The organism is Rhizobium sp. FKL33 (assembly GCF_005222915.1).
Taxonomy (GTDB): domain Bacteria; phylum Pseudomonadota; class Alphaproteobacteria; order Rhizobiales; family Rhizobiaceae; genus Rhizobium_E.
In genome coordinates this window covers 100,861-120,478 of sequence record NZ_STFX01000052.1, presented here as the reverse complement: position 1 = coordinate 120,478, position 19,618 = coordinate 100,861, and the positions used below count along the sequence as shown (strand labels likewise).

Below are 19,618 nucleotides of genomic sequence, written 5' to 3'. Positions count from 1 at the left end.
CAAATCACCCCCGGAACCGCCGCCCCGAGACCCGCGACAGTTGGCTTTGCCACTGCCGCTGAGCTGAACCGGACAGCAGTGGCCCTGTGCCGAGGATCTGCTGAGCGGCGAAATGGAATGAGCTATCAGCCACTTGCAGATCCTCGGGACAAGCCCGAGGATGACGGCGGGAAACATTGTGAGCTTCTCAGTCAGGTGCCCCCACCAGCCTCAAAGCCGTTGAAGACGCGCTTGCGCTTCACTTGGGTCTGGCGCTCAAAAGCTAAGTCTGGCAAATCGGGAGCCTGAAGATACTGACCCGACTGACCAGGAAGCGACCATGCCCGACACCGCCACGCCCGTCGAACTGATGCAGCCGGAGGCCGCCGCCGAGGAACTGGCTTTCCTCGCTCGGGAATTGACCCGTCATGACGCGCTCTATCACGGCAAGGATGCGCCGGTGATTTCGGACGCCGACTATGACGTGCTCAAGCGCCGCAACGAGGCGTTGGAAAATGCTTTTCCCGATCTCGTCCGTCCGGACAGCCCGACGCGCAAGGTCGGCGCGGCGCCGGCTTCCGGCTTCCAGCAGGTCACGCATGTCAGGCCGATGCTGTCGCTCGACAATACATTTTCGGATGAGGATGTGGCCGATTTCGTCGCCTCGGTCTATCGCTTCCTCGGCGTGCTGCCGGATGGGTCGATCGCCTTTACCGCCGAGCCGAAGATCGATGGGCTCTCGATGTCGCTGCGCTATGAGAATCGCCTGTTGGTGACGGCGGCGACGCGTGGCGATGGCGCGGTGGGGGAAAATGTCACCGCCAATATCCGCACCATCTCGGAAATCCCTGAGGCGCTGCCCGAAGGCGCGCCCGATGTGGTGGAGGTGCGCGGCGAGGTCTATATGGCCAAAGCCGATTTCCTCGCGCTCAACGCCAAGATGGAGGCCGAGGGCAAGCCCGTCTATGTGAACCCGCGCAACACGGCGGCGGGATCGCTCCGCCAGCTCGATCCCAAGGTGACGGCGACGCGCAAATTGCGCTTCTTCGCCTATGCCTGGGGCGAGATGAGCGCCATGCCGGCCGACACCCAGCATGGCTTGGTCGAGGCGTTCAAGGCCTGGGGCTTTCCCACCAATCCGCTGACCAGGCGGCTCAATTCTGTCGAGGACATCCTCGCCCATTACTACGAGATCGGCCGGATGCGGCCGGATCTCGACTACGATATCGACGGCGTCGTCTACAAGGTCGACCGGCTCGACCTGCAGGAGCGGCTGGGCTTCCGCTCGCGCAGCCCGCGCTGGGCGACCGCGCATAAATTCCCCGCCGAACAGGCGATGACCACGCTTGAGGCCATCGACATCCAGGTGGGCCGCACCGGCGCGCTGACGCCGGTGGCGCGGCTGACGCCTGTTACCGTGGGCGGCGTGGTGGTCACCAACGCCACGCTGCACAATGAGGATTACATCAAGGGCATCGGCAATTCCGGCGAGCCGATCCGCGAAGGCCGCGACATCAGGGTCGGCGATCTCGTCATCGTCCAGCGCGCCGGCGACGTCATCCCGCAGATCGTCGATGTGGTGATGGACAAGCGGCCCGCCGAGGCTGTGGCGTATGAGTTCCCAAAGACCTGCCCGGTCTGCGGGAGCCATGCGGTGCGCGAGGTCAATGAGAAGACCGGCAAGGTGGACGCCGTGCGTCGCTGCACCGGCGGCTTCGTCTGCACGGCGCAGGCCATGGAGCATCTCAAGCATTTCGTGTCGCGCGACGCCTATGACATCGAAGGGCTGGGCGCCAAGCAGATCGAGTTCTTCTTTACGACGGAAGATCCCTCTCTCAGGATCGAGACCGCCGCCGACATCTTCACGCTCGAACGCCGGCAGTCGGCGTCGCTGCTGTCGAAGCTCGAAAACCGCGACGGCTGGGGCAAGACATCGGTCGCCAAACTCTATGCCGCGATCAATTCCCGCCGCGAGATCGCGCTCAACCGCTTCATCTATGCGCTCGGCATTCGGCATGTGGGAGAGACGACGGCCAAGCTTCTGGCGCGCGCCTATGGAACCTATGAAGCCTTTGCGACCGGCATGACGGAGGCGGCAAGCCTCTCAGGCGACGCCTGGAACGAGCTCAACGCCATTGAGGGCATCGGCGAAGTCGTGGCCCGCGCGATCGTGGAGTTCTACAAGGAGCCGCGCAATCTCGCGGTCATCGGACGTCTCTTGGAAGAGGTGACGCCGCAGGCAATGGAAGCCCCGGTCGCCTCCAACAGCCCGGTTGTCGGCAAGACGGTGGTGTTCACAGGCTCGCTGGAGCGTTTTACCCGCGACGAGGCCAAGGCGCGGGCGGAAAGCCTGGGCGCCAAGGTGGCAGGTTCGGTGTCGAAGAAGACAGACTATGTGGTCGCTGGCCCCGGCGCGGGTTCAAAGCTCGACAAGGCGCGGGAACTGGGCGTGGCGGTCATGACCGAGGATGAGTGGCTGGCCCTCATCGCCGGCTGAGCTTACCGTAGGAACACCGACAGCAATTCGTCGAGTTCGCTTTCGAGCGCGGCGAGTTCCTCGCTGGTTTCCACCACGTCTTCAGTCGGCTCTTCCACCTGCTGCACGGCTGCTGCGCGCTGTTCGGCGTCGTCCTCCGACCAATCGTTGGCGGTCATCGTCTGGGCCGCGCCGCGGCCGCGCGGCGTGTCGTCTGTGGTCTGGTCGACGGCCTGGTTGAAGCCGTCGCTCACCGCGCCACGCTGGTTCTGAAAATATGTCGGGTAATACCCGCCGATAAGCGGGGATCCGAGTGAGCTGATCATTCCCATCTCATGTCCTTCCGTCGAGTCGCCCTTGGGCTGTCTTTGCAAAACCCTGCGCCGCGAGGATTGTACGAAACTGGCGTCGTTAACCTTTTGTTAAGGTTTTCCCGGCTCCAGACAGCTGATGTGACAGTTTTTCATTATTCCGCGACGCTTTGGCCCTTTCGCCAGCGCCGTGTTCCCATGGGCCCGACTCGGCGTTAAACAGAGGCGACCGATTTCCCGATCCGCCGGAGTGCGCCATGTTCCAGACTTTCGAAACCACCGCCGATCCGCAATTTGGCGCCGAGCGCGTCGCGCGGCTGAGGGCGAAGCTCGCGGAGCTGGGTGTGGACGGCTTTCTCGTGCCGCGCGCCGACGAGTTCCAGGGCGAATATGTGCCGGCGTCGACCGAGCGGTTGGCCTGGCTGACCGGCTTCACTGGCTCGGCGGGCGTGGCGCTGATCCTCAAGGACGAAGCCGTGGTCTTCGTGGATGGCCGCTACACCACCCAGCTCAAGGAACAGGTGGACGGCGCGGTGTTCACCGGCGGCGATCTGGTCGGCGAGCCGCCGCAGAAATGGCTGGAGAAGAACGGCCCGAACCGGCTTCGCCTCGGCGTCGATCCCTGGGTTCACACCAAGGCGGAGATCGACAAGCTCGCAAAGACGCTTGGCGCGCGCGGCGGCGAACTGGTGATGCTCGAGACCAATCCGCTCGATGCGATCTGGGACGATCGTCCCGCCGAGCCGCTCGGCGCGGTGACGATCCAGCAGTTGGACCATGCCGGCGAACTGGCGGTCGACAAGATCGCACGCATCGCCGCGCTGGTCTCAGAGAAGGGCGCAAGCGCGGTCGCGCTCACCGATCCCTCTTCGGTGGCCTGGACCTTCAATATCCGTGGACAGGATGTGCCGCATACGCCGCATCCCCTGGCGCGCGCCATCATCCACGCCTCGGGCGAGGCGCAGATCTTTCTCGACGCCCGCAAGACCGGGATCGAAGCCCGCGCCTATCTCGCCCAGATGGCCGAGCAGAAGGAGCCTGCAGCCTTCGCCGCGAGCCTGACGTCGGCGGCGGCCTCAGGCCCGGTGATGCTCGATCCGGATCTCGCGCCTTATGCGTTGCATCTGTTGATCGAGGCGTTGGGCGGTGTGGTGATGGCCGGGGACGACCCGGCGAAATTGCCGCGCGCGCGCAAGAACGTCGCCGAGCTCGCCGGCTCGCTGAAAGCGCATCTGCAGGATGGCGCGGCCATGGTGGAATTCCTCGCCTGGCTCGACGCGCAGGCGCTCGACAGCCTCGACGAGATCACGGCGGTCAAGGCGTTGGAGGCTTCGCGCGTCCGGGTCGGCGAGCGGATGCAGAACCCGCTCAAGGATATTTCCTTCGACACGATCTCGGGGGCGGGCGAAAACGCCGCCATCATCCACTACCGCGTCACCGAACCGACCAACCGCAAATTCCGTTCGGGCGAGATGTTCCTGCTCGATTCCGGCGGTCAATATATCAACGGCACCACCGACATCACCCGCACCATCGCCATCGGCGAGGTTCCCGAGGAGCAGAAGCGGTTTTTCACGCTGGTGCTGAAGGGCATGATCGCCATTTCCACCGCGCGTTTCCCCAAGGGCACGCGCGGCGTCGATCTCGATCCGCTCGCCCGCATCGCGCTCTGGAAGGCGGGCGCCGATTACGGCCACGGCACGGGCCATGGCGTCGGCTCCTATCTCTCGGTGCATGAGGGTCCGCAGCGCATTTCCCGCGCCGCCATGCAGGAACTGCTATCGGGCATGATCCTGTCCAACGAGCCCGGCTTCTACCGGCCGGGCGCTTATGGTGTCCGCATCGAAAACCTCATCTATGTCACCGAGCCTGAAATGATCGAGGGCGGCGATCGGCCGATGCTGGGCTTCGAGACGCTGACCTTCTGCCCGATCGACCGTCGCCTGATCCTCTCGCATATGCTGACGCGCGAGGAACTCTTGTGGCTCGACGCCTATCACGCCGAGACGCGCGAGAAACTCCTGCCGCTGATCGAGGACGAGGCGGCCAAGACCTGGCTGAAGCGGGCGACGGCGCCCTTGGGGTGAGGCGAGGCCTAGCTGGCGTGCGCCGCGAGACGCGGCGCTCATGCGCATACTTTGTAGCTAGAACAAACTAACCCTCAATCCATACTGGCCGGTTGTCGCAATCGCCACCGGGTAGACATATCGGTGGCGCGCCCGGGGATGAGGCACGCGCTGTGCGAAGGTGTTCTTCACGAACAGCAAAGCGCGCTTGTCCGCTTTTGGATCGCCGGTGCTTTTGCTGACCACGATGCTTTGCACTTGCCCAGCGCCGTTGGTGGTGACCATGACCTTACCAGTCGGCGGGGGCCCCATGCAGGACGCAAGAAAGACCGCAAGAGGAAGGATCGAAGCCGCTCGACGCAGCCATTCAGTGAAAATACGCATGAAAATCCAACAGTGTTATCGCAACAGGAGTTTGCAAAAATCGTTCCAGCTAAACGCTATCAATGGCGGTGTGGAGGTTCAATGAAAAACAATTTGCCTGTCAGCCTTTTCGTTCGATCATTCTCCGATTAAAACCATTCTAAATGCTGCAGTTGCGAAAGGATGAGCCATGGACCGCGCGCATGATCCGAGCCAGTTGGAAATGGTCGTGCTGATGACGCCCGACATGGCGAATTTTTCCGGCAAGGTGCATGGCGGCGCGCTGCTCAATCTGCTCGACCGGGTCGCCTATTCCTGCGCCTCGCGCTTCTCCCAGCAATATGCGGTGACGCTGTCGGTCGATCAGGTCGTGTTCCGCCAGCCGATCCATGTCGGCGAACTCGTGACCTTCCGCGCCTCGGTGAACTATGCCGGCCGCACCTCGATGGAAATTGGCATCCGCGTCGAGGCCGAGGATATCCGAAGCGGCGAACGCCGGCACACCAATTCCTGCTATTTCACCATGGTGGCGGTCGACGCTGCGGGCAAACCGACGTCGGTGCCGAAGCTTTCCCTGGACAGCGACGTCAAGATGCGTCGTGAAAAGGCCGCGCTGGAGCGCCGGGCCCTGCGCCAGGAATTCGAACGCCGTTTCGAAAAGGTCAAGGCTGGGGAATAGGCTGCGGAAGAAGTCGCGCGTCGAAGACGAATGGTGTGATTGCTGCAATTTTGATCCGGACCGCATCCGGATGCGCGTGATTGACGAGGACATTGACGTCGGGCGAGCGATGGAGCGGAATGACGGCTGACGGGACGAACATGATCGCCTCCGTCTTGTTCGTCAGCCAACGGTCGCCCCGCGCTTGTGTGAGGTGCTGGCCGGATATCCAGTCCGGGGGCAAGTCTGACAGGTCGACTGCTGTAGAGGATATGTCGTCTGGAGCGTCATAGGCGATCATGTCCAGTTCGGGCAGCAGGGATGGGTCTTCGACATGCACGAGCTTTTCCAACGCGCATAACGAAGGCGACGTCGCCATATAGGTGATGCGATGTCCGATGCTGTTCCACCGTCCGGAATTCGCCAGCCCATAGCCGCCATCGAAGGTCCGCGCGTAGCGTCGGATCGACAGCCGCCAGAGGATCACGCCGCGGCGCCCCAAGCGATCTGCGCGAGAATCGTCTGCACGACGCGTGCGCCCGCGTCGGTCTCTGCAGCCGCGAGAGGCGACTGGTCGTTCAATTCCCGAAGAGGACGTCGCAGCCAGACAAAAGCCTTGGCGCGATCCCCGAAGACGTCGCTCGCATCGGCAATCAGGCGCAGGACACGCACGACACGATCGGACTGATCAACCGTCAGCCGCTCCGCCTGCTGCGGCTCTTCCTGCTTGATGATCAAGCTGGCGATTTCATCCTGCGTCACGCCGAGAGACTGGATGAAGGAGAGAACGCCCGACGGCAGCCGCGCCTGCACAGCCGCCATGACATCCGTCTCTGAATTCAGCGGTTTGCCGGTCAAGCGCCTGTCTGCGAGGCGATGGAAATTCTCAAAACCCATCCTGCGCTCCTGCCTGTCGACGCCAACTATGCGTGTTCAGACGGGGGATTGCAATCCTCACCCGACCAGATGCCGGAAGGCCACCACGAAGATCCAGGCCAGCACCAGCATGACCAGAGACGGCGCGCGCAGTCCGATGAGCGCGGCGACGATCATGGTCAGCGTCACGTCGAGCCCGTCATAGACGAAGGCGGGAGCGACGAGGGCGGCGAGCACGGCCGCCGGCACGGCGTTCAGCGCCGCCTCCATGCGCGGCGAGATCGTCTTGATCGAGCGGATCAGCACATAGCCGCCGGCGCGGGTGAGATAGGTGGCGACGGCGGCGGCGAGGATGGTGAGGGCGAAGGTCGGATCCATCTCAGGCCTTCCTTTCCCGCACGGGCAGAAGCGTGGCGACGAGAATGCCGAACAGCGCGCCGATGCTGATATGCCAGGGCGAGCCGACGAGATGCTTGGCGAGGATGGCCGCGAGCCCGCTCGCCAGCACCGTCGGCAGCCAGTTGTCCTTCTTGCGGAAGCCGAGGGTCAGGCCGAGAAAATAGACGGTCAAGAGCACGTCGAGGCCGAGCGCGCGGGGATCGCCGACCAGCGAGCCGAAGATCGCCCCTAACACGGCTGTGATCTGCCAGGTGATGTAGAAGGTCAGCCCGAAGGAGAGATACCAGGTGAAGGTGAGCTTTGTCCCGCTCTCAGCGCGCTTCAGGCTTTCGGCGAATTGCGGATCGACCATCAGGAAGAAGGCGACGAGCTTCTTGCCGAGCGAGAAGTGTTCGATGTGATTGGCGAGCGCGGCGGAATAGAGGATGTGACGGAAATTCACCGCGAAGATCGAGGCGACCACCAGCCAGGGCGCGACATTGTGGCGGAAGAGCTCGATGCCGACCAGCTGGCTCGCGCCGGCATAGATCGTCATGTTCATCAGCAGGATCTCGCTGATCGACAGGCCCATATTGGTCGACACGGCGCCGAGAAGCACGCCGAAGGGCAGGGCGCTTATCAGCGACGGCAGCGTCGCGCGCATGCCGGAGAGAATTTCGTCGCGATTCATGAGGGATTCCGTCGAGAGGTTGACGTCTTGTAGCCGTTTGGGCGCTCAAGACAATCTCGACTTGTTGATCGGTTCATAAAACTGCGTGATGCCGTCTCGGCTCGAGCGCGGCGAGACCGGCGCGCACGCCGCAGGCGGCCATGACCCAGAAGCCCGCCATCAGCCGCATGCAATCCTCGCGCATGGCGTTCGACAGATAGAAGCGGTTGCCGGCGTCGTCGCCCAGGGGGCGAAGCGCGCCTTTTTCGACGGCGGCGCGAAACAGAAGCTTGATCTGCGGCCGCGACACCGCGAAGGCCTTGGAGAGCGAGGCGATGGAAGCGGTCATCGGCTGATCCGCCGGTAGCCCGTCGTCGTCCGTGGACAGGATCAGGCTGAACAGAATCAGGAAGCCGGCCTTCTTGTCGGCGAAGAGCCTGGCGAGAGGGCAGGAGGCCATCGGCCGTTCGCGGGCGAGAAAGGCCTCGCAGGCGCCGATGATGAACGCTTTCTCGAAGATGGGATCGCCGAGATTGTCGAGCCCGAGCCGGCCTTCGGGCATCACCAGGCTCATAGCCTTGAGCGCATTGGTTATGCGCTCCCGGAATGCCGTCTTGAGCTTGTCGGTGGGACGCAGTCTGAGCGAATGGCCGCGCCGTGCTTCCGTCACCGGTTCGATATGTTTGGCGAAGCGCATGACGCCGAGCATGGCGGAGGCGCGGCCCTGGCTGCAGAGGCCGGTGTCGGCGCAGGCCGCCTTGAAACGGTTGACGGTGAGGCCGGAGCCGGGAATGGCGGGATCATAAAGCGCGTCGAAATAGAGCGCCATCCAGGCCATCATCACCCGGCCGCGATCGCTGGTGACCAGGTTGAGCAGGGGGCGGTGTTCGAAATGGGCGACATAGCTCTTGGCGAAGCTGCGCACCGCGCGAGGCATTTCGGCCGAAGCCATGATCATGGCGACGTCGTCGCGGAATCGCGACGCGTCGCAACTGATATCGATGGCTGCTGCAGGTCTCACGCTTTCCCTTTCTCGTCGTGGTGCGCGGGATCATCCGCCATTGTTCCGGAAAAAACTATGCCATGTTCTTGGGTGGCGGGTGAGCCAAATTTTTGCAGTTGCGTTTTGAAAGATTCGCTTTCACCACGTGGCGCGCCCGCTGTTCCGCGTATTCGGCTCACACTCCGGTGGTTCGGAGGAGATGACGCGCTTCGGCGCGTCAAGGCGCATTACCTTTCGGCGTATTACCCCATAACGTCGATGGCCCGGCGTGGTCTTGCCCCCGCGCCGGGCTCTATCCTGCGGGGCCGCAAACCTCAATCAGAGCTTCTGGCGTCTCATCTGGAACGTATGTTCCTCGCCCGGGAATGTCCGCGCCTTCACGTCTTCGGCGTAAGCGGCGGCGGCGGCGGAGATCTCGGGGGCGAGATTGGCGAAATGCTTGACGAAGCGCGGCTTGAACTCGGTGAAGACGCCGAGCATGTCGTCGGAAACCAGCACCTGACCGTCGCAGGCGGCGGACGCGCCGATGCCGATGGTCACGGCCTTCAGTCCTTCGGAAATCTCGCGCGCCACGGGCTCGATCGTGCCTTCGATCACCATGGAGAAGGCGCCGGCGTCATCGATGGCGCGGGCGTCGCGGCGGATCTTTTCGGCTTCGGCTTCGGAGCGGCCGAGCGAGCGGTAGCCGCCGGTGGCGTTGACGAGCTGCGGCATCAGCCCGATATGCCCCATCACCGGAATGCCGCGGCTCGACAGGAAGGCGACCGTCTCGGCCATTTCCTCGCCGCCTTCGAGCTTGACGGCCGAAGCGCCGGTTTCCTTCATGATGCGGGCGGCGGTGCGGAAAGCCTGTTCCTTGCTCTCCTGATAGGAGCCGAAGGGCAGGTCGACCACCACGCAGGCGTCCTTCGAGCCGCGCATGACGGCCTGGCCATGGGCGATCATCATCTCCACGGTCACCGACACGGTCGATTCCAGGCCATAGACCACCATGCCCAGGCTGTCGCCCACCAGGAGCAGGTCGCAATGCGGATCGAGCAGCTTGGCGATGGGCGCGGTGTAGGCGGTGAGGCTGACGACCGGGCGGACGCCCTTGAGCGCCTGGATCGATGCGGCGGTGCGGCGTTTCTGCAGGGGCTGGACGCTCATGGGCGGTCTCCGTTCAGGCGGGGCGGGCCAGGTTCCCCTTGGGGACCAGGACGCGGTTGTCCAGCAATCGGGTGGACCCGAAGCGGATGAAGAGCAGGATGAGGGCAGGGGCGTCGCCGATGCGATCGAGCCGCTCCAGCGTCTCGGCATGGCGGATCGCCACGACATCGGGCGCGGCCAGCGGTTCGGTGCGGATAAAATCGGCGACGGCGCGCTCCAGCGCGGCGGGATCGCGCTCGCCGGCGTCGATCAGGCGCTGGGCCTCGTCGAGCGCCCGCGGCACGATTGCGGCGGCGCGGCGTTCGGCGACGCTGAGATAGACATTGCGCGAGGAACAGGCGAGGCCATCGGCCTCGCGCACCGTTGGTACGCCGATCACCTGCACCGGCTGGGCGAGATCCTCGGCCATCCGCTTGATGATCTGCAGCTGCTGGTAATCTTTCTCGCCGAAATAGGCGCGGTCGGGGCCGGCGATGTTGAAGAGCTTGGTGACGACGGTGGCGACGCCGGCGAAGTGGCCGGGGCGGACTTCGCCTTCGAGCTGGGCGCCGAGTTTCGGCACGTCCACCACCGTTTCCATCGGCCGGGGATACATGTCGCTCACCCCGGGCGCGAAGAGAATGTCGACGCCGCCCTCGCGCAGCATGGCGCTGTCGCGCTCCAGCGCGCGGGGATATTTGTCGAGATCCTCATTGGCGGCGAATTGCAGGGGATTGACGAAGATCGAGGCGACGACCACGTCGTTTTCGCTGCGGGCGCGGCGCACGAGCTCCATATGGCCCTGATGAAGATAGCCCATGGTGGGAACGAGGCCGATGGATTTTCCGGCGCGGCGTTGGTCCCGCAGATGCTCCTGCATGGCGGCGATCGTCGAAATGATCAGCACATGTCCTCCCCGGCGTTTTCGCCTTGTTGCGAGGTGGTATAATCGTTGCAGTGCAAAAGCACAATATGCAGGCAAAAGCACGCTGAATCTGCACGCTTTTCCGGCTGGGGAAGGGGCGTCAGCGTTCGCGCATGCAAAAAATGCATGGCTCCCATGTGGGGAGCCCCCTTACAAAATCAATCCGAGTGAATTATCTTCTGATTATCGCCAGGACGGAAACGAAGCGGCGAGAACATAAAAGTTTCGGCCTTGTGGTCAAAAGTTTCATGTTCCTACGGACCTGCGGCATCCTCCTCCTCCCAAGCCGCTTGTCCTGAACATGATATTGTCTTTCGGAAGCACTCCTCCTCCCAGCTTCCGAAAGACTGGTCAGCCTTGCTGATCGAAGGCGGCGCCCTCCTCCTCCCGGCGCCGCCTTTTTTATGCGCGGTTTTCAGGATCTGTTCCGGATCGGGGAGGAGAGGCGCGGTCAGCGCCTCAGTTCAATCGTCACCCAGCCGTTCATCCAGGTCGTCTTGATGTGCTTGAGACCGGCGCCGTTATAGGCGGCGATGACCTTCCAGCGCTGTGCGGCGAGAATGCCCGACAGGATCACCGTGCCGCGATCGGAGAGATGGCGCACGAGTTCCGGCGCCAGCTTCATCAGCGGCCGGGCGAGAATGTTGGCGATGATCAGATCGAACGGACCATGTTCGTTGAAGACGGGGTGATGAAAGCCGGGGGCGGTGGCGAGATGCACGCCTTCGGAAATGCCGTTGATGCGGACATTGTCGCGCGCCACGCGAATCGCGACCGGATCGATATCGGTGGCCACCACGGGGATGCGGGCCATCTTGCGGACTGCAATCGCCAGCACGCCGGAGCCGGTGCCGAGATCGAGCGCATTGGCGATCTCACGCGATTTCAGCACCCGGTCGATGGCGTTGAGGCAGCCGGCGGTGGTGCCGTGATGACCGGTGCCGAAGGCCTGACCGGCGTCGATCAAAAGGCCGATGTCGTTGGCCTTCACCTTGTCCCTGTCATGGCTGCCATGGACGAGGAAGCGGCCGGCGCGGACGGGCTTCAACCCTTCGAGCGACTTGGTGATCCAGTCGATGTCGGGCAGAACTTCGCGGGCGACGGTGAGATCGGGGAAGGCCTGGCTCACCAGTTCGCCGAAGACGACGGCGATGTCGGCCTCCTGGTCGGCGGTCATGTAGATCGAGGCTTCCCAGACCTCGTTGGCCTCGTCCACCTCCTGGGTGGCGATGGCGTAGTCCTCCTCGCCGAACAATTCGGACAAAGCGTTGAGTACGGCTTCGGCCACGGCTTCCGTCGTGGTCACATAGAGGCGGATTTCGCTCACGGTCAGTTTCTCGCAATCAGATTCTTGAGTTTTTCGACGGCGACATCGGGATTTTCGCCATAGGCGATGGTTCCTGCGAAGCGGCCCTGCCTGTCAAGCAGGAAGACCGACGCCGTATGGTCCATCGTGTAGTCTTCTTCGGGTTTCGCCGGATCGGTCGGCACTTTCTTGAAGAACACCTTGAAGCTCCGCGCCATGGCCTCGACCTTGGCGGGCTCGCCGGAAATGCCGGTGATCCGGTCGGTGACGTTGGAGAGATAGGTCCCGAGGATCTCGGGCGTGTCGCGGGCAGGGTCGATCGACACGAAATAGGCCTGAATCTTCGATTTGTCAGGATCAACCGTCGAGAGCCAGCCGGAGAGTTCATAGACGGTGGTCGGGCAGATTTCCGGGCAATGGGTGAAGCCGAAGAACAGGGCGGTCGGCTTGCCGCGGAACGCCTGTTCGGTGATCGGCTGGCCATCCTGCCGCGTCAGCGTGAAAGGAGCCCCGAAAGGTTCGTTGGAAAGCGCCGTTTCCTGCTGCTTCGCGGTCTGCCACAGCCAGAAGAACAGCCCCGCCATGATGGCGGCGAGGATGAAGAGAACGATGCGGACGGTCTTCATGGTTTCATTCCTTCCTGGCGCGGCGTGTCTGCCAAGCTCGTGAAACAGGCATTGACCAAAAATCGGCGTCCGCCGCAAGGCGACAATTGGAAGCTCAGGAAAATTGCCGAATTGCAATTTGGCGCATCCTTGCTTTTGGGTTGCGCCAACGAAGGATTAACAGTCGATTAACCGCGCAATATTAAACTGCGGCAAGAAAGTAGAATTGGGGCTACAGCAAGCGTTAACCACTTCGCAGCCATTGATGAATTAGGGTGCGCTAAAGATTTATGTTGCAGTCGGCGGGGCCAATGGAACAGAAACGATCCCTCTCAGTCAATCAGCGCCTTTTCTCGATCGGGGCCGCTGCGATCTTGGGCTTTGGCGCCATGGTCGCGGTCGGCTGGCTGCAGAATCGCCATGCAGTGCAAACGCTGGAGCAGGGGCAGACTCTCCGTGACGATGTCGCTGCGGTCCAGGAACTGAGGATCGACAATCTGAGCATGGTGCTGGCCGCCATGGACTCGATCGTCGACAAAGCGGAGAAGAAGGTCGCCGCCGATCGCATCACGTTGATGTCGGAAGCGCTCGATCGCATGAAACAGGCTTCTGGTCTGGTCAGCGGGCTATCGGCCACGATCGGCAAGCCGGAACTCGCGCAGACCTACTCAGCCGACATCGACGCCGTCAGGGCGTCGGTGTTGACCGATTTGCCGAAGCTGATCGAACAGGGCGCGCCCGATGCGGACTTCGCCAAGATCGACGATACGATCGACGGCGCCGGCGAGCGGCTGAGCAACCTCTTCGCCGAACTGGCGCTTGAAGGCAAGGCGAAGGCCGACGGCACCGTGCTGGAAGCCAAGTCCCTGACGCAGAATGCTCTCTACATGCAGATTCTGCTCGGGCTGATCGGCATCGGCGTGATGTCGGTGCTGTTTCCGATCCATTCGTCCGCCATCCGCCGGGGCGTCTACGCCATCCGCGACGGCCTGGAGCGGATGCGCAACGACGATCTCGACACCAAAATCGACGGCAGCGACCGCGGCGACGAATTCGGCGACATGGCCCGCGCGGCCGAAGCGCTTCGCGTCGCAGGCCTCGACAAGCGCGCCTTCGCCGACAACGCCAATCAGGAACGCGACCGCAACGATCGTGAACGTTCGGCGCGCGACGCCGCCCGCCGCGAAGAGGAGCAACAGGTTCGTTTCGCGGTCGACAATCTCGCCAATGCGCTCGCCCGGCTCGCCGACGGCGACCTCACGGTGCAGATCGACAAGCCGTTCCGCGAGGATCTGGAGCGGGTCCGCGAGGACTTCAATCGCGCGATGGACAAGCTGCAGTCGGTGATCGCCGAAGTGAAGAACAATTCGGCATCCATCGAGGCCAATGCGTCCCAGATGCGCGGCGCCGCCGACGATCTCGCCCGCCGCACCGAGCAGCAGGCCGCCTCGCTCGAGCAGACATCGGCTGCGCTCGAGGAAATCACCGCCACCGTCAAGAAGTCATCCGAGCGCGCCGAAGAGGCCACCCGCATGGTGGACGGCACCAAGGCCAACGCCCAGCAGTCGAGCAATGTCGTTTCCGAAGCGATGAACGCCATGGAGCGCATCGAGACGGCGTCGAACGAAATCGGCAAGATCATCAACGTCATCGACGAAATCGCCTTCCAGACCAACCTGCTCGCGCTGAACGCCGGCGTCGAAGCCGCCCGCGCCGGGGAAGCCGGCAAGGGCTTTGCGGTCGTGGCGCAGGAAGTCCGTGAACTCGCCGGCCGCGCCGCCGGCGCCGCCAAGGACATCAAGAGCCTTGTGGCCCGCTCGAGCGGCGAAGTGAAGACCGGGGTCGAGCTGGTCACCGCCACCCGCGACGCGCTCGTCGATATCGCCGACGAAGTGTCGCGCATCAACGAGATCGTCCGCGAGATCTCGACCACCGCCCAGGAACAGTCGGTCGGCATCCAGCAGATCAACTCCGCCATCAGCCAGATGGACCAGATGACCCAGCAGAACGCCGCGATGGTCGAAGAAACCAATGCCGCGAGCCACACGCTGGCGCAGGATGCGGGCGGTCTGACCTCGCTGATGAAGCAGTTCCAGATTTCCGCCACGGCAGGCCGCTCGGCCGCCTTCTCCTCGGGCGGCTCCGATCACGCCGCGCCGCAGCCACGCCAGCCGTCGCAGCCGTCCTCGCCGCCGGTGCGCGCCAAGTCACTGTTCGCCCCGGCGAAACCGGCCAGCGAGGCCTCGCGGCCGCGTCCGTCGCCGGCCAAGAATCTGGTCGACAAGCTCGCAGGAGCTTTCGGCTCGAAAACCACCGCTTCGGCGGGCTCCAGCTCCAACGCCAACAACTGGGAAGAGTTCTAACATGAGCATGACGATCAAGCAGTCCGGATCGCACCTCGAAATCGTGTCGTTTCACCTGGGCGATCAGGAATTCTGTATCGACATCATGGCCATCCGCGAAATCCGCGGTTGGGCGCCGGTGACGCCGATGCCGCATACGCCGGCTTACGTCCTGGGTCTGATCAACCTGCGCGGCGCGGTGATTCCGGTTATCGACATGGCCTGCCGTCTCGGCATGAAGATGACCGAGCCGTCCGAACGTTCGGCGATCATCGTCACCGATATCGGCGGCAAGCTGGTCGGTCTTCTGGTCGAGCAGGTCTCCGACATGATGACCATCAAGAACGACGACCTGCAGCCAGCCCCGGAAATCATTCCGGAAGCCCAGCGCGCCTTCTGCCGCGGCATCGTGGCGCTCGAAAAGTCGATGGTCTGCTTCCTCAACCTCGACACGGTGATCGCCGACGAGCTCAAGCAGGCCGCCTGAGCCCAACAGGATCTGAAAAACCATTCAGCGCGGGAGCCAAGTTGGCGGGTTCCCGCGCCTTGGCCGTTTATGCGGCCTATTGCGGCTTGCCTTCCGTCCAGGTGACCTGCTGATTGAAGAGCGGGACCGTGGAGATGGCCATCTTGGCCGAGCCTTCCACCACTTCGCGCGAGTGGATCAGATAGATCAGCGTGTCGTTCTTCTTGTCGTAGATGCGATTGACCACCAGCGACTTCCACACCAGCGACAGGCCGGAGCGGAAGACCTCCTCGCCATCCTCGTCGAGATCGATGTCGCCGATGGTGATCGGCCCGGTCTGGCGGCAGGCGATGGAACTGTTGGAGGGGTCCTCGAACCAGTTGCCCTTGCGGAGGCGATCGATCACGCCACGGTCGAAATAGGCGACATGGCAGGTTATGCCCTGCACCTTCGGGTCCTGCACGGCGTCGACGACGATGTCGTTGCCGGTCCAGTCAACGCCGACTTCGCCGACCCGGTCGGCCGCAAATGAGGCCGAGGCGCCCGACGCCGCCATCAGCGCACCGAAAACCAGGCCCTTTGAAATCTTCATGATCGTCTCCTCGTGATGATCGCATTCGTCCTTGAGAGTGGTCACGCCGGCGCCTGCTTTCAAGGTCATGAAGAATTTGTCGACAAGTGTTTGTTTTTTCAGCTGACGATCATCAATTTTCAGCAGGGGGTTTCCGAGCCGCCGCAGCCACTTGCCGAAACCGTTCTTCTCACCTGTCAGGAAAAGCGGTTGAGCGAGGTCAAAGCGCTCAGGACAAGCGGGTGTAGCCTTTCATCATTGCTGATGAAGGAGGCGCGCCATGCGCAACATTGTCGAACTCTTCATGCCATTCATCGTTCTTCTCGGGCTGATCGGCGTAGCAGCGGCGATCGAACTCGCCATGGGCCGTTCCGAAGTCACCGCCGGTCTCGATCCGCGCCATCAGACGCGGATCCGCAATCTGCACGGCCGCTTTTCGCGCCGCCTGCCGAGCCGCCACTGAACACAGTCAGAGCCATCATCCTTCAGGAGGGGAGAGAGCCATGTTTCGCCTGGTCGCCATGATCTACGTTCTTTGCGCCACCGTGTTGATGGGAACGGCGGTCACCGCATTGCTTGCGATGCGGATGACCAACGGTTCTGAGATCGCAGGCGCGGCGCTTGCCGGGGCGGTGCTGGCTTTGCCTGTCGCGTGGCTGGTCGGACGCCAGATCTACAACAGCATCGGCCGCCACGCCTGAGAGCCGATCCCGGACTGGATCCGGGGCTCCAGGAGGGGGCTGCGAGACGAGGGGCGTGAGGCCTATGCGGCCTGGTTGCCCAGGAGACTCAAATGGGGGAAGCTCTCGCCCGAGCCCTGGACAAGTTCGCCCGTCACCTTTTCCGCCCAGCGGAAACCGGCGATGGCCGCGCCTTTCGTCTCGAAAAACTGATTGGACTGGATCAGCGCCGAACCCGCGCCCTCGACCACGGTCACCGCGCAGCCGACGCCAGCCCGGCGGACGATGTTGCCGGTGACGGAGACATTGCGCAGATAAGGCCCCCAGCCGATCTGCAGGCCCCACAAGGGCGCGTTTTCGACGACATTGCCGGTGACGGTGGTTTCGGCTTCCGCTGAAATGCCGATCCCGAAATACTGACCGTCCTGCACATAGGGGCCTTCGGGTTTCAGATTGCGGACGATGTTGCCGCTGACCACGCCCAAACGCCCGCCTTCGTTGAAATTGACCACCGCGATGCCGTTGGCCGCGACATCAATGTGGTTCATGGCGATGATCGCGCCTTCGAAGCCGAATTCGGAATAGATGGCCATTTCGCCTGAGGCCAGGCATTGATTGCCGAGGATCTGCACATTCGAGCCGGCGTTGGAGCGCACGGCGGAGAAGGCGCAGTTGGAAATGTGATTGTTGGCGACCATCACGCCATCGGCGCGGAAGACGTTGACGCCATTGCCGTTTTCGCCGGTTCCGCCGGATTTTGCGGCGATGCGCTCGACGCGGTTGCCGGTGACGATGGTGTTGTCGGCGCCCTTCGTCCAGCGATGGACGAGAATTCCGCCATTGCCGCAATCGAAGACATGGTTGCCGGTGATCTGCAATCCGGTCGACTCCACGGCATAGAGGCCGCTTTCGCCGGCGCCTGACAGCGCGTTGTCGGCGATCTTTCCGCCCGATCGCTCGACCCACAGGCCGAATTTCGGGCTGCCGCGCAGCTCGATGCCGGAAATGTCGACGTCGGGCACATTGCGCAGCGTCACGAGACCGGTCTGGTCATCGCCCAGCCAGCGATTGGCGCCGTCGATCGTCAGACCCGACAGCATCACGCGCTTTGAACCCTCCGCCTGCATGAAGCGGCCCGAGCCGGTGTAGATGAGATGCGTGGCGCCGGGCACGCCGCTCAACCGCACTGTTTCGGGCAGGGTGATATCGGAGATCTCATACCGTCCTGGCGGCAGGAAGACGGGCGCGTCGCGCTTGGCCGCTGCGTCGAGCATGGCCTGGAAGGCGCGGCTCGCCGGATCGACCGCGCCGGGCCGCACCCCGAATTCTTCCGAATTGATCGCGCCGCGAAAATCCACCCGCTCGAAGGCAAGCTTCGGCGCGGACAGAGCCAAGCTGGGAAGGCTGCAGCCGAGGCCAGCAAGGAGAAATCGTCTCGAGATGCGTGTATTGCTGATCATGCCGTCGTCCAGCAATTTGTGTGCCAGCGAGCTTTGCCCTACTTTGGCACAGAGTGGGGCGGTGATGCGTGAGTCTCGGCCCGAACACCAGTCATGTCGTCGCATGCGAGGGAAAATGGGAAAAGGACGGATAGAGGCGTTTTCCGATGGCGTGATCGCGATCATCATCACCATCATGGTCCTGGAACTCAAGACGCCGCATGGCGAGGATTGGCTATCGGTTCTTCCACTTTGGCCGGTGCTGCTGTCCTATGTGCTGAGCTTCGTCAATGTCGGCATATACTGGAACAACCACCACCATATGATGCATGCCGTCAAGAATGTGAGCGGCGGGGTGCTCTGGGCCAATCTGCATTTGCTGTTTTGGCTGTCTCTCGTTCCTTTCACCACCGCGACGATGGGCGAGAATCATTTCGCTCCGTTTCCAGTCGCGCTTTATGGCGGCGTGCTTCTGATGTGCGGCGTTGCCTATATCATTCTGGAATGGGCGCTCCTGCATGCGAATGGACGCGATAGCGACTTCGCCCGCGCTCTGGGCCGCGACGTCAAGGGGAAGCTGTCAGCTGTCGCCTATCTGATCGCTGTTCCCAGCGCCTTCCTGTCGCCCTGGATCAGTCTCGGCATCTATTTCCTCGTCGCTCTGGCGTGGCTCGTTCCCGACCGACGTTTCGAACGGCGCCGCGCGTAAGCGTTTCCCGGAGCGGATCATCCGTAATTTGCACGCATTGACGGAAGCGATCACCCTAAAAGTCGTCAATATTGTCACTTCTGTATATTCTGGTAATATACATCATGATTGATTGGTCGCAGATCGTCGGTTTTGACTGGGATGACGGCAATGCACGAAAAAGCGTTGCAAAGCATGATGTTAGGCAAGTCGAAGCGGAGCAGATCTTTTTCAACGACCCTTTGGTGATCGCGTCAGACATAGGTCATAGCTTCTATGAGGTCCGTTTTCACGCTTTGGGTCAGACTGATGTCGGCAGATTGCTCCATGTGACGTTCACCTTGCGGGCTGACAACACCAAACTTCGGGTCATTTCCGCTAGACCCATGAGCCGGAAAGAGAGAGACGCTTATGAAAAAGCCTGACAGCATGCTTCCAGCTTTCCAGTCCGAGGCCGAGGAACGGCAGTTTTGGGAGACGACCGACAGCGCCGAATTTGTGGATTGGAGCAAGGCGGAGCGCGTTCGGTTGCCGAACCTGAAGCCGTCAACGACCTCGATTTCGCTGCGCCTGCCGACGCCTCTTCTGGAGAGAATCAAAGTTGCCGCCAACAAGCGCGACGTTCCCTATCAATCCCTGATCAAGGTGTGGCTCTCGGAAAAGCTCGACGCCGCCTCCTGAGGCGTGC

23 protein-coding genes are annotated in these 19,618 nt (G+C 62.5%); 10 read left to right on the top strand and 13 right to left on the bottom strand.

What is annotated here, in order from left to right; genetic code table 11:
- Positions 1–319 precede the first annotated feature (319 nt).
- A complete protein-coding gene (ligA, locus tag E8Q41_RS23390; RefSeq protein ID WP_137157975.1) occupies positions 320–2,476 on the top strand; it encodes an NAD-dependent DNA ligase LigA in 2,157 nt (718 codons plus the stop codon).
- Positions 2,477–2,478: 2 nt separating this feature from the next.
- On the opposite strand, the gene E8Q41_RS23385 is transcribed toward ligA, so the two are convergent.
- On the bottom strand, positions 2,479–2,781 hold the full coding sequence (locus E8Q41_RS23385) for a hypothetical protein (RefSeq protein WP_137157974.1): 303 nt from the start codon (positions 2,779–2,781) through the stop codon (positions 2,479–2,481).
- 242 nt (positions 2,782–3,023) lie between these two features.
- Here E8Q41_RS23385 and E8Q41_RS23380 point away from each other — a divergent pair, with 242 nt between their 5' ends.
- Positions 3,024–4,853: an aminopeptidase P family protein gene (locus E8Q41_RS23380; protein WP_137157973.1), complete on the top strand. Its 1,830-nt coding sequence runs from the start codon at positions 3,024–3,026 to the stop codon at positions 4,851–4,853.
- 57 nt (positions 4,854–4,910) lie between these two features.
- Here the strand turns inward: E8Q41_RS23380 and E8Q41_RS23375 are convergent, their stop codons facing one another.
- Positions 4,911–5,117 carry a hypothetical protein gene (locus E8Q41_RS23375; protein WP_137157972.1) on the bottom strand — a complete coding sequence of 69 codons (207 nt, stop codon included), beginning with the start codon at positions 5,115–5,117 and terminating at the stop codon, positions 4,911–4,913.
- Between the two features lie 268 nt (positions 5,118–5,385).
- Here E8Q41_RS23375 and E8Q41_RS23370 point away from each other — a divergent pair, with 268 nt between their 5' ends.
- Complete coding sequence (locus E8Q41_RS23370; protein WP_137157971.1) at positions 5,386–5,874, top strand: acyl-CoA thioesterase; 489 nt, start codon at positions 5,386–5,388, stop codon at positions 5,872–5,874.
- On the opposite strand, the gene E8Q41_RS23365 is transcribed toward E8Q41_RS23370, so the two are convergent.
- The 9 genes from E8Q41_RS23365 to E8Q41_RS23325 form a co-directional block, all read right to left on the bottom strand.
- A complete protein-coding gene (locus E8Q41_RS23365) occupies positions 5,858–6,355 on the bottom strand; it encodes an RES family NAD+ phosphorylase (RefSeq protein ID WP_246660301.1) in 498 nt (165 codons plus the stop codon). The two genes, E8Q41_RS23370 and E8Q41_RS23365, sit on opposite strands and share 17 nt — an antisense overlap.
- Positions 6,337–6,750 carry an antitoxin Xre/MbcA/ParS toxin-binding domain-containing protein gene (locus E8Q41_RS23360; RefSeq protein WP_137157970.1) on the bottom strand — a complete coding sequence of 138 codons (414 nt, stop codon included), beginning with the start codon at positions 6,748–6,750 and terminating at the stop codon, positions 6,337–6,339. The genes E8Q41_RS23365 and E8Q41_RS23360 overlap by 19 nt, the downstream gene beginning before the upstream one ends.
- A gap of 57 nt (positions 6,751–6,807) precedes the next feature.
- Complete coding sequence (locus E8Q41_RS23355) at positions 6,808–7,107, bottom strand: AzlD domain-containing protein (protein ID WP_137157969.1); 300 nt, start codon at positions 7,105–7,107, stop codon at positions 6,808–6,810.
- 1 nt (position 7,108) lies between these two features.
- Complete coding sequence (locus E8Q41_RS23350) at positions 7,109–7,798, bottom strand: AzlC family ABC transporter permease (protein WP_137157968.1); 690 nt, start codon at positions 7,796–7,798, stop codon at positions 7,109–7,111.
- 73 nt (positions 7,799–7,871) lie between these two features.
- On the bottom strand, positions 7,872–8,798 hold the full coding sequence (locus tag E8Q41_RS23345; RefSeq protein WP_137157967.1) for a hypothetical protein: 927 nt from the start codon (positions 8,796–8,798) through the stop codon (positions 7,872–7,874).
- Positions 8,799–9,098: 300 nt separating this feature from the next.
- Positions 9,099–9,929, bottom strand: a complete 831-nt coding sequence (gene panB, locus E8Q41_RS23340; protein ID WP_137157966.1) for a 3-methyl-2-oxobutanoate hydroxymethyltransferase — start codon at positions 9,927–9,929, stop codon at positions 9,099–9,101.
- Between the two features lie 13 nt (positions 9,930–9,942).
- Positions 9,943–10,815 carry a pantoate--beta-alanine ligase gene (gene panC / locus E8Q41_RS23335; RefSeq protein ID WP_137157965.1) on the bottom strand — a complete coding sequence of 291 codons (873 nt, stop codon included), beginning with the start codon at positions 10,813–10,815 and terminating at the stop codon, positions 9,943–9,945.
- Between the two features lie 469 nt (positions 10,816–11,284).
- Positions 11,285–12,160 carry a 50S ribosomal protein L11 methyltransferase gene (locus E8Q41_RS23330; protein ID WP_137157964.1) on the bottom strand — a complete coding sequence of 292 codons (876 nt, stop codon included), beginning with the start codon at positions 12,158–12,160 and terminating at the stop codon, positions 11,285–11,287.
- 2 nt (positions 12,161–12,162) lie between these two features.
- Entirely contained in the window at positions 12,163–12,765 is a 603-nt protein-coding gene (locus tag E8Q41_RS23325; protein WP_137157963.1) for an SCO family protein, read from the bottom strand.
- 290 nt (positions 12,766–13,055) lie between these two features.
- Between E8Q41_RS23325 and E8Q41_RS23320 the strand changes: the two genes are divergently transcribed.
- Complete coding sequence (locus tag E8Q41_RS23320) at positions 13,056–15,107, top strand: methyl-accepting chemotaxis protein (RefSeq protein ID WP_137157962.1); 2,052 nt, start codon at positions 13,056–13,058, stop codon at positions 15,105–15,107.
- 1 nt (position 15,108) lies between these two features.
- Positions 15,109–15,573, top strand: coding sequence for a chemotaxis protein CheW (locus E8Q41_RS23315; protein ID WP_137157961.1), 465 nt, complete (start codon positions 15,109–15,111; stop codon positions 15,571–15,573).
- Between the two features lie 76 nt (positions 15,574–15,649).
- On the opposite strand, the gene E8Q41_RS23310 is transcribed toward E8Q41_RS23315, so the two are convergent.
- The gene (locus tag E8Q41_RS23310) at positions 15,650–16,108 is read right to left on the bottom strand and encodes a CreA family protein (RefSeq protein WP_246660303.1); all 459 of its coding nucleotides are present in this window, start codon (positions 16,106–16,108) and stop codon (positions 15,650–15,652) included.
- A gap of 295 nt (positions 16,109–16,403) precedes the next feature.
- On the opposite strand from E8Q41_RS23310, the gene E8Q41_RS23305 reads away from it, so the two are divergent.
- On the top strand, positions 16,404–16,586 hold the full coding sequence (locus E8Q41_RS23305) for a hypothetical protein (RefSeq protein WP_137157960.1): 183 nt from the start codon (positions 16,404–16,406) through the stop codon (positions 16,584–16,586).
- A gap of 40 nt (positions 16,587–16,626) precedes the next feature.
- Positions 16,627–16,824 (top strand): hypothetical protein, encoded by a 198-nt coding sequence (locus E8Q41_RS23300; RefSeq protein WP_137157959.1) that lies wholly within the window; start codon positions 16,627–16,629, stop codon positions 16,822–16,824.
- Between the two features lie 62 nt (positions 16,825–16,886).
- Here E8Q41_RS23300 and E8Q41_RS23295 read toward each other — a convergent pair whose 3' ends face one another.
- The gene (locus tag E8Q41_RS23295; protein WP_137157958.1) at positions 16,887–18,263 is read right to left on the bottom strand and encodes a TIGR03808 family TAT-translocated repetitive protein; all 1,377 of its coding nucleotides are present in this window, start codon (positions 18,261–18,263) and stop codon (positions 16,887–16,889) included.
- Between the two features lie 115 nt (positions 18,264–18,378).
- Here E8Q41_RS23295 and E8Q41_RS23290 point away from each other — a divergent pair, with 115 nt between their 5' ends.
- The 3 genes from E8Q41_RS23290 to E8Q41_RS23280 all read left to right on the top strand — a co-directional run bounded on the left by E8Q41_RS23290 (position 18,379) and on the right by E8Q41_RS23280 (position 19,611).
- Entirely contained in the window at positions 18,379–18,951 is a 573-nt protein-coding gene (locus tag E8Q41_RS23290; RefSeq protein ID WP_137157957.1) for a TMEM175 family protein, read from the top strand.
- Between the two features lie 104 nt (positions 18,952–19,055).
- Positions 19,056–19,355, top strand: a complete 300-nt coding sequence (locus E8Q41_RS23285; protein WP_137157956.1) for a BrnT family toxin — start codon at positions 19,056–19,058, stop codon at positions 19,353–19,355.
- Entirely contained in the window at positions 19,342–19,611 is a 270-nt protein-coding gene (locus E8Q41_RS23280; protein ID WP_137157955.1) for a BrnA antitoxin family protein, read from the top strand. Before E8Q41_RS23285 ends, E8Q41_RS23280 begins: the two co-directional genes overlap by 14 nt.
- Positions 19,612–19,618: the final 7 nt, after the last annotated feature.

Coding starts and splice junctions, on each gene's coding strand:
- ligA (WP_137157975.1), top strand. CDS start 320: ATGCCCGACACCGCCACGCCCGTCGAACTGATGCAGCCGGAGGCCGCC.
- E8Q41_RS23385 (WP_137157974.1), bottom strand. CDS start 2,781: ATGATCAGCTCACTCGGATCCCCGCTTATCGGCGGGTATTACCCGACA.
- E8Q41_RS23380 (WP_137157973.1), top strand. CDS start 3,024: ATGTTCCAGACTTTCGAAACCACCGCCGATCCGCAATTTGGCGCCGAG.
- E8Q41_RS23375 (WP_137157972.1), bottom strand. CDS start 5,117: ATGGTCACCACCAACGGCGCTGGGCAAGTGCAAAGCATCGTGGTCAGC.
- E8Q41_RS23370 (WP_137157971.1), top strand. CDS start 5,386: ATGGACCGCGCGCATGATCCGAGCCAGTTGGAAATGGTCGTGCTGATG.
- E8Q41_RS23360 (WP_137157970.1), bottom strand. CDS start 6,750: ATGGGTTTTGAGAATTTCCATCGCCTCGCAGACAGGCGCTTGACCGGC.
- E8Q41_RS23355 (WP_137157969.1), bottom strand. CDS start 7,107: ATGGATCCGACCTTCGCCCTCACCATCCTCGCCGCCGCCGTCGCCACC.
- E8Q41_RS23350 (WP_137157968.1), bottom strand. CDS start 7,798: ATGAATCGCGACGAAATTCTCTCCGGCATGCGCGCGACGCTGCCGTCG.
- panB (WP_137157966.1), bottom strand. CDS start 9,929: ATGAGCGTCCAGCCCCTGCAGAAACGCCGCACCGCCGCATCGATCCAG.
- E8Q41_RS23325 (WP_137157963.1), bottom strand. CDS start 12,765: ATGAAGACCGTCCGCATCGTTCTCTTCATCCTCGCCGCCATCATGGCG.
- E8Q41_RS23320 (WP_137157962.1), top strand. CDS start 13,056: ATGGAACAGAAACGATCCCTCTCAGTCAATCAGCGCCTTTTCTCGATC.
- E8Q41_RS23315 (WP_137157961.1), top strand. CDS start 15,109: ATGAGCATGACGATCAAGCAGTCCGGATCGCACCTCGAAATCGTGTCG.
- E8Q41_RS23310 (WP_246660303.1), bottom strand. CDS start 16,108: ATGGCGGCGTCGGGCGCCTCGGCCTCATTTGCGGCCGACCGGGTCGGC.
- E8Q41_RS23305 (WP_137157960.1), top strand. CDS start 16,404: ATGCGCAACATTGTCGAACTCTTCATGCCATTCATCGTTCTTCTCGGG.
- E8Q41_RS23300 (WP_137157959.1), top strand. CDS start 16,627: ATGTTTCGCCTGGTCGCCATGATCTACGTTCTTTGCGCCACCGTGTTG.
- E8Q41_RS23295 (WP_137157958.1), bottom strand. CDS start 18,263: ATGATCAGCAATACACGCATCTCGAGACGATTTCTCCTTGCTGGCCTC.
- E8Q41_RS23290 (WP_137157957.1), top strand. CDS start 18,379: ATGGGAAAAGGACGGATAGAGGCGTTTTCCGATGGCGTGATCGCGATC.
- E8Q41_RS23285 (WP_137157956.1), top strand. CDS start 19,056: ATGATTGATTGGTCGCAGATCGTCGGTTTTGACTGGGATGACGGCAAT.
- E8Q41_RS23280 (WP_137157955.1), top strand. CDS start 19,342: ATGAAAAAGCCTGACAGCATGCTTCCAGCTTTCCAGTCCGAGGCCGAG.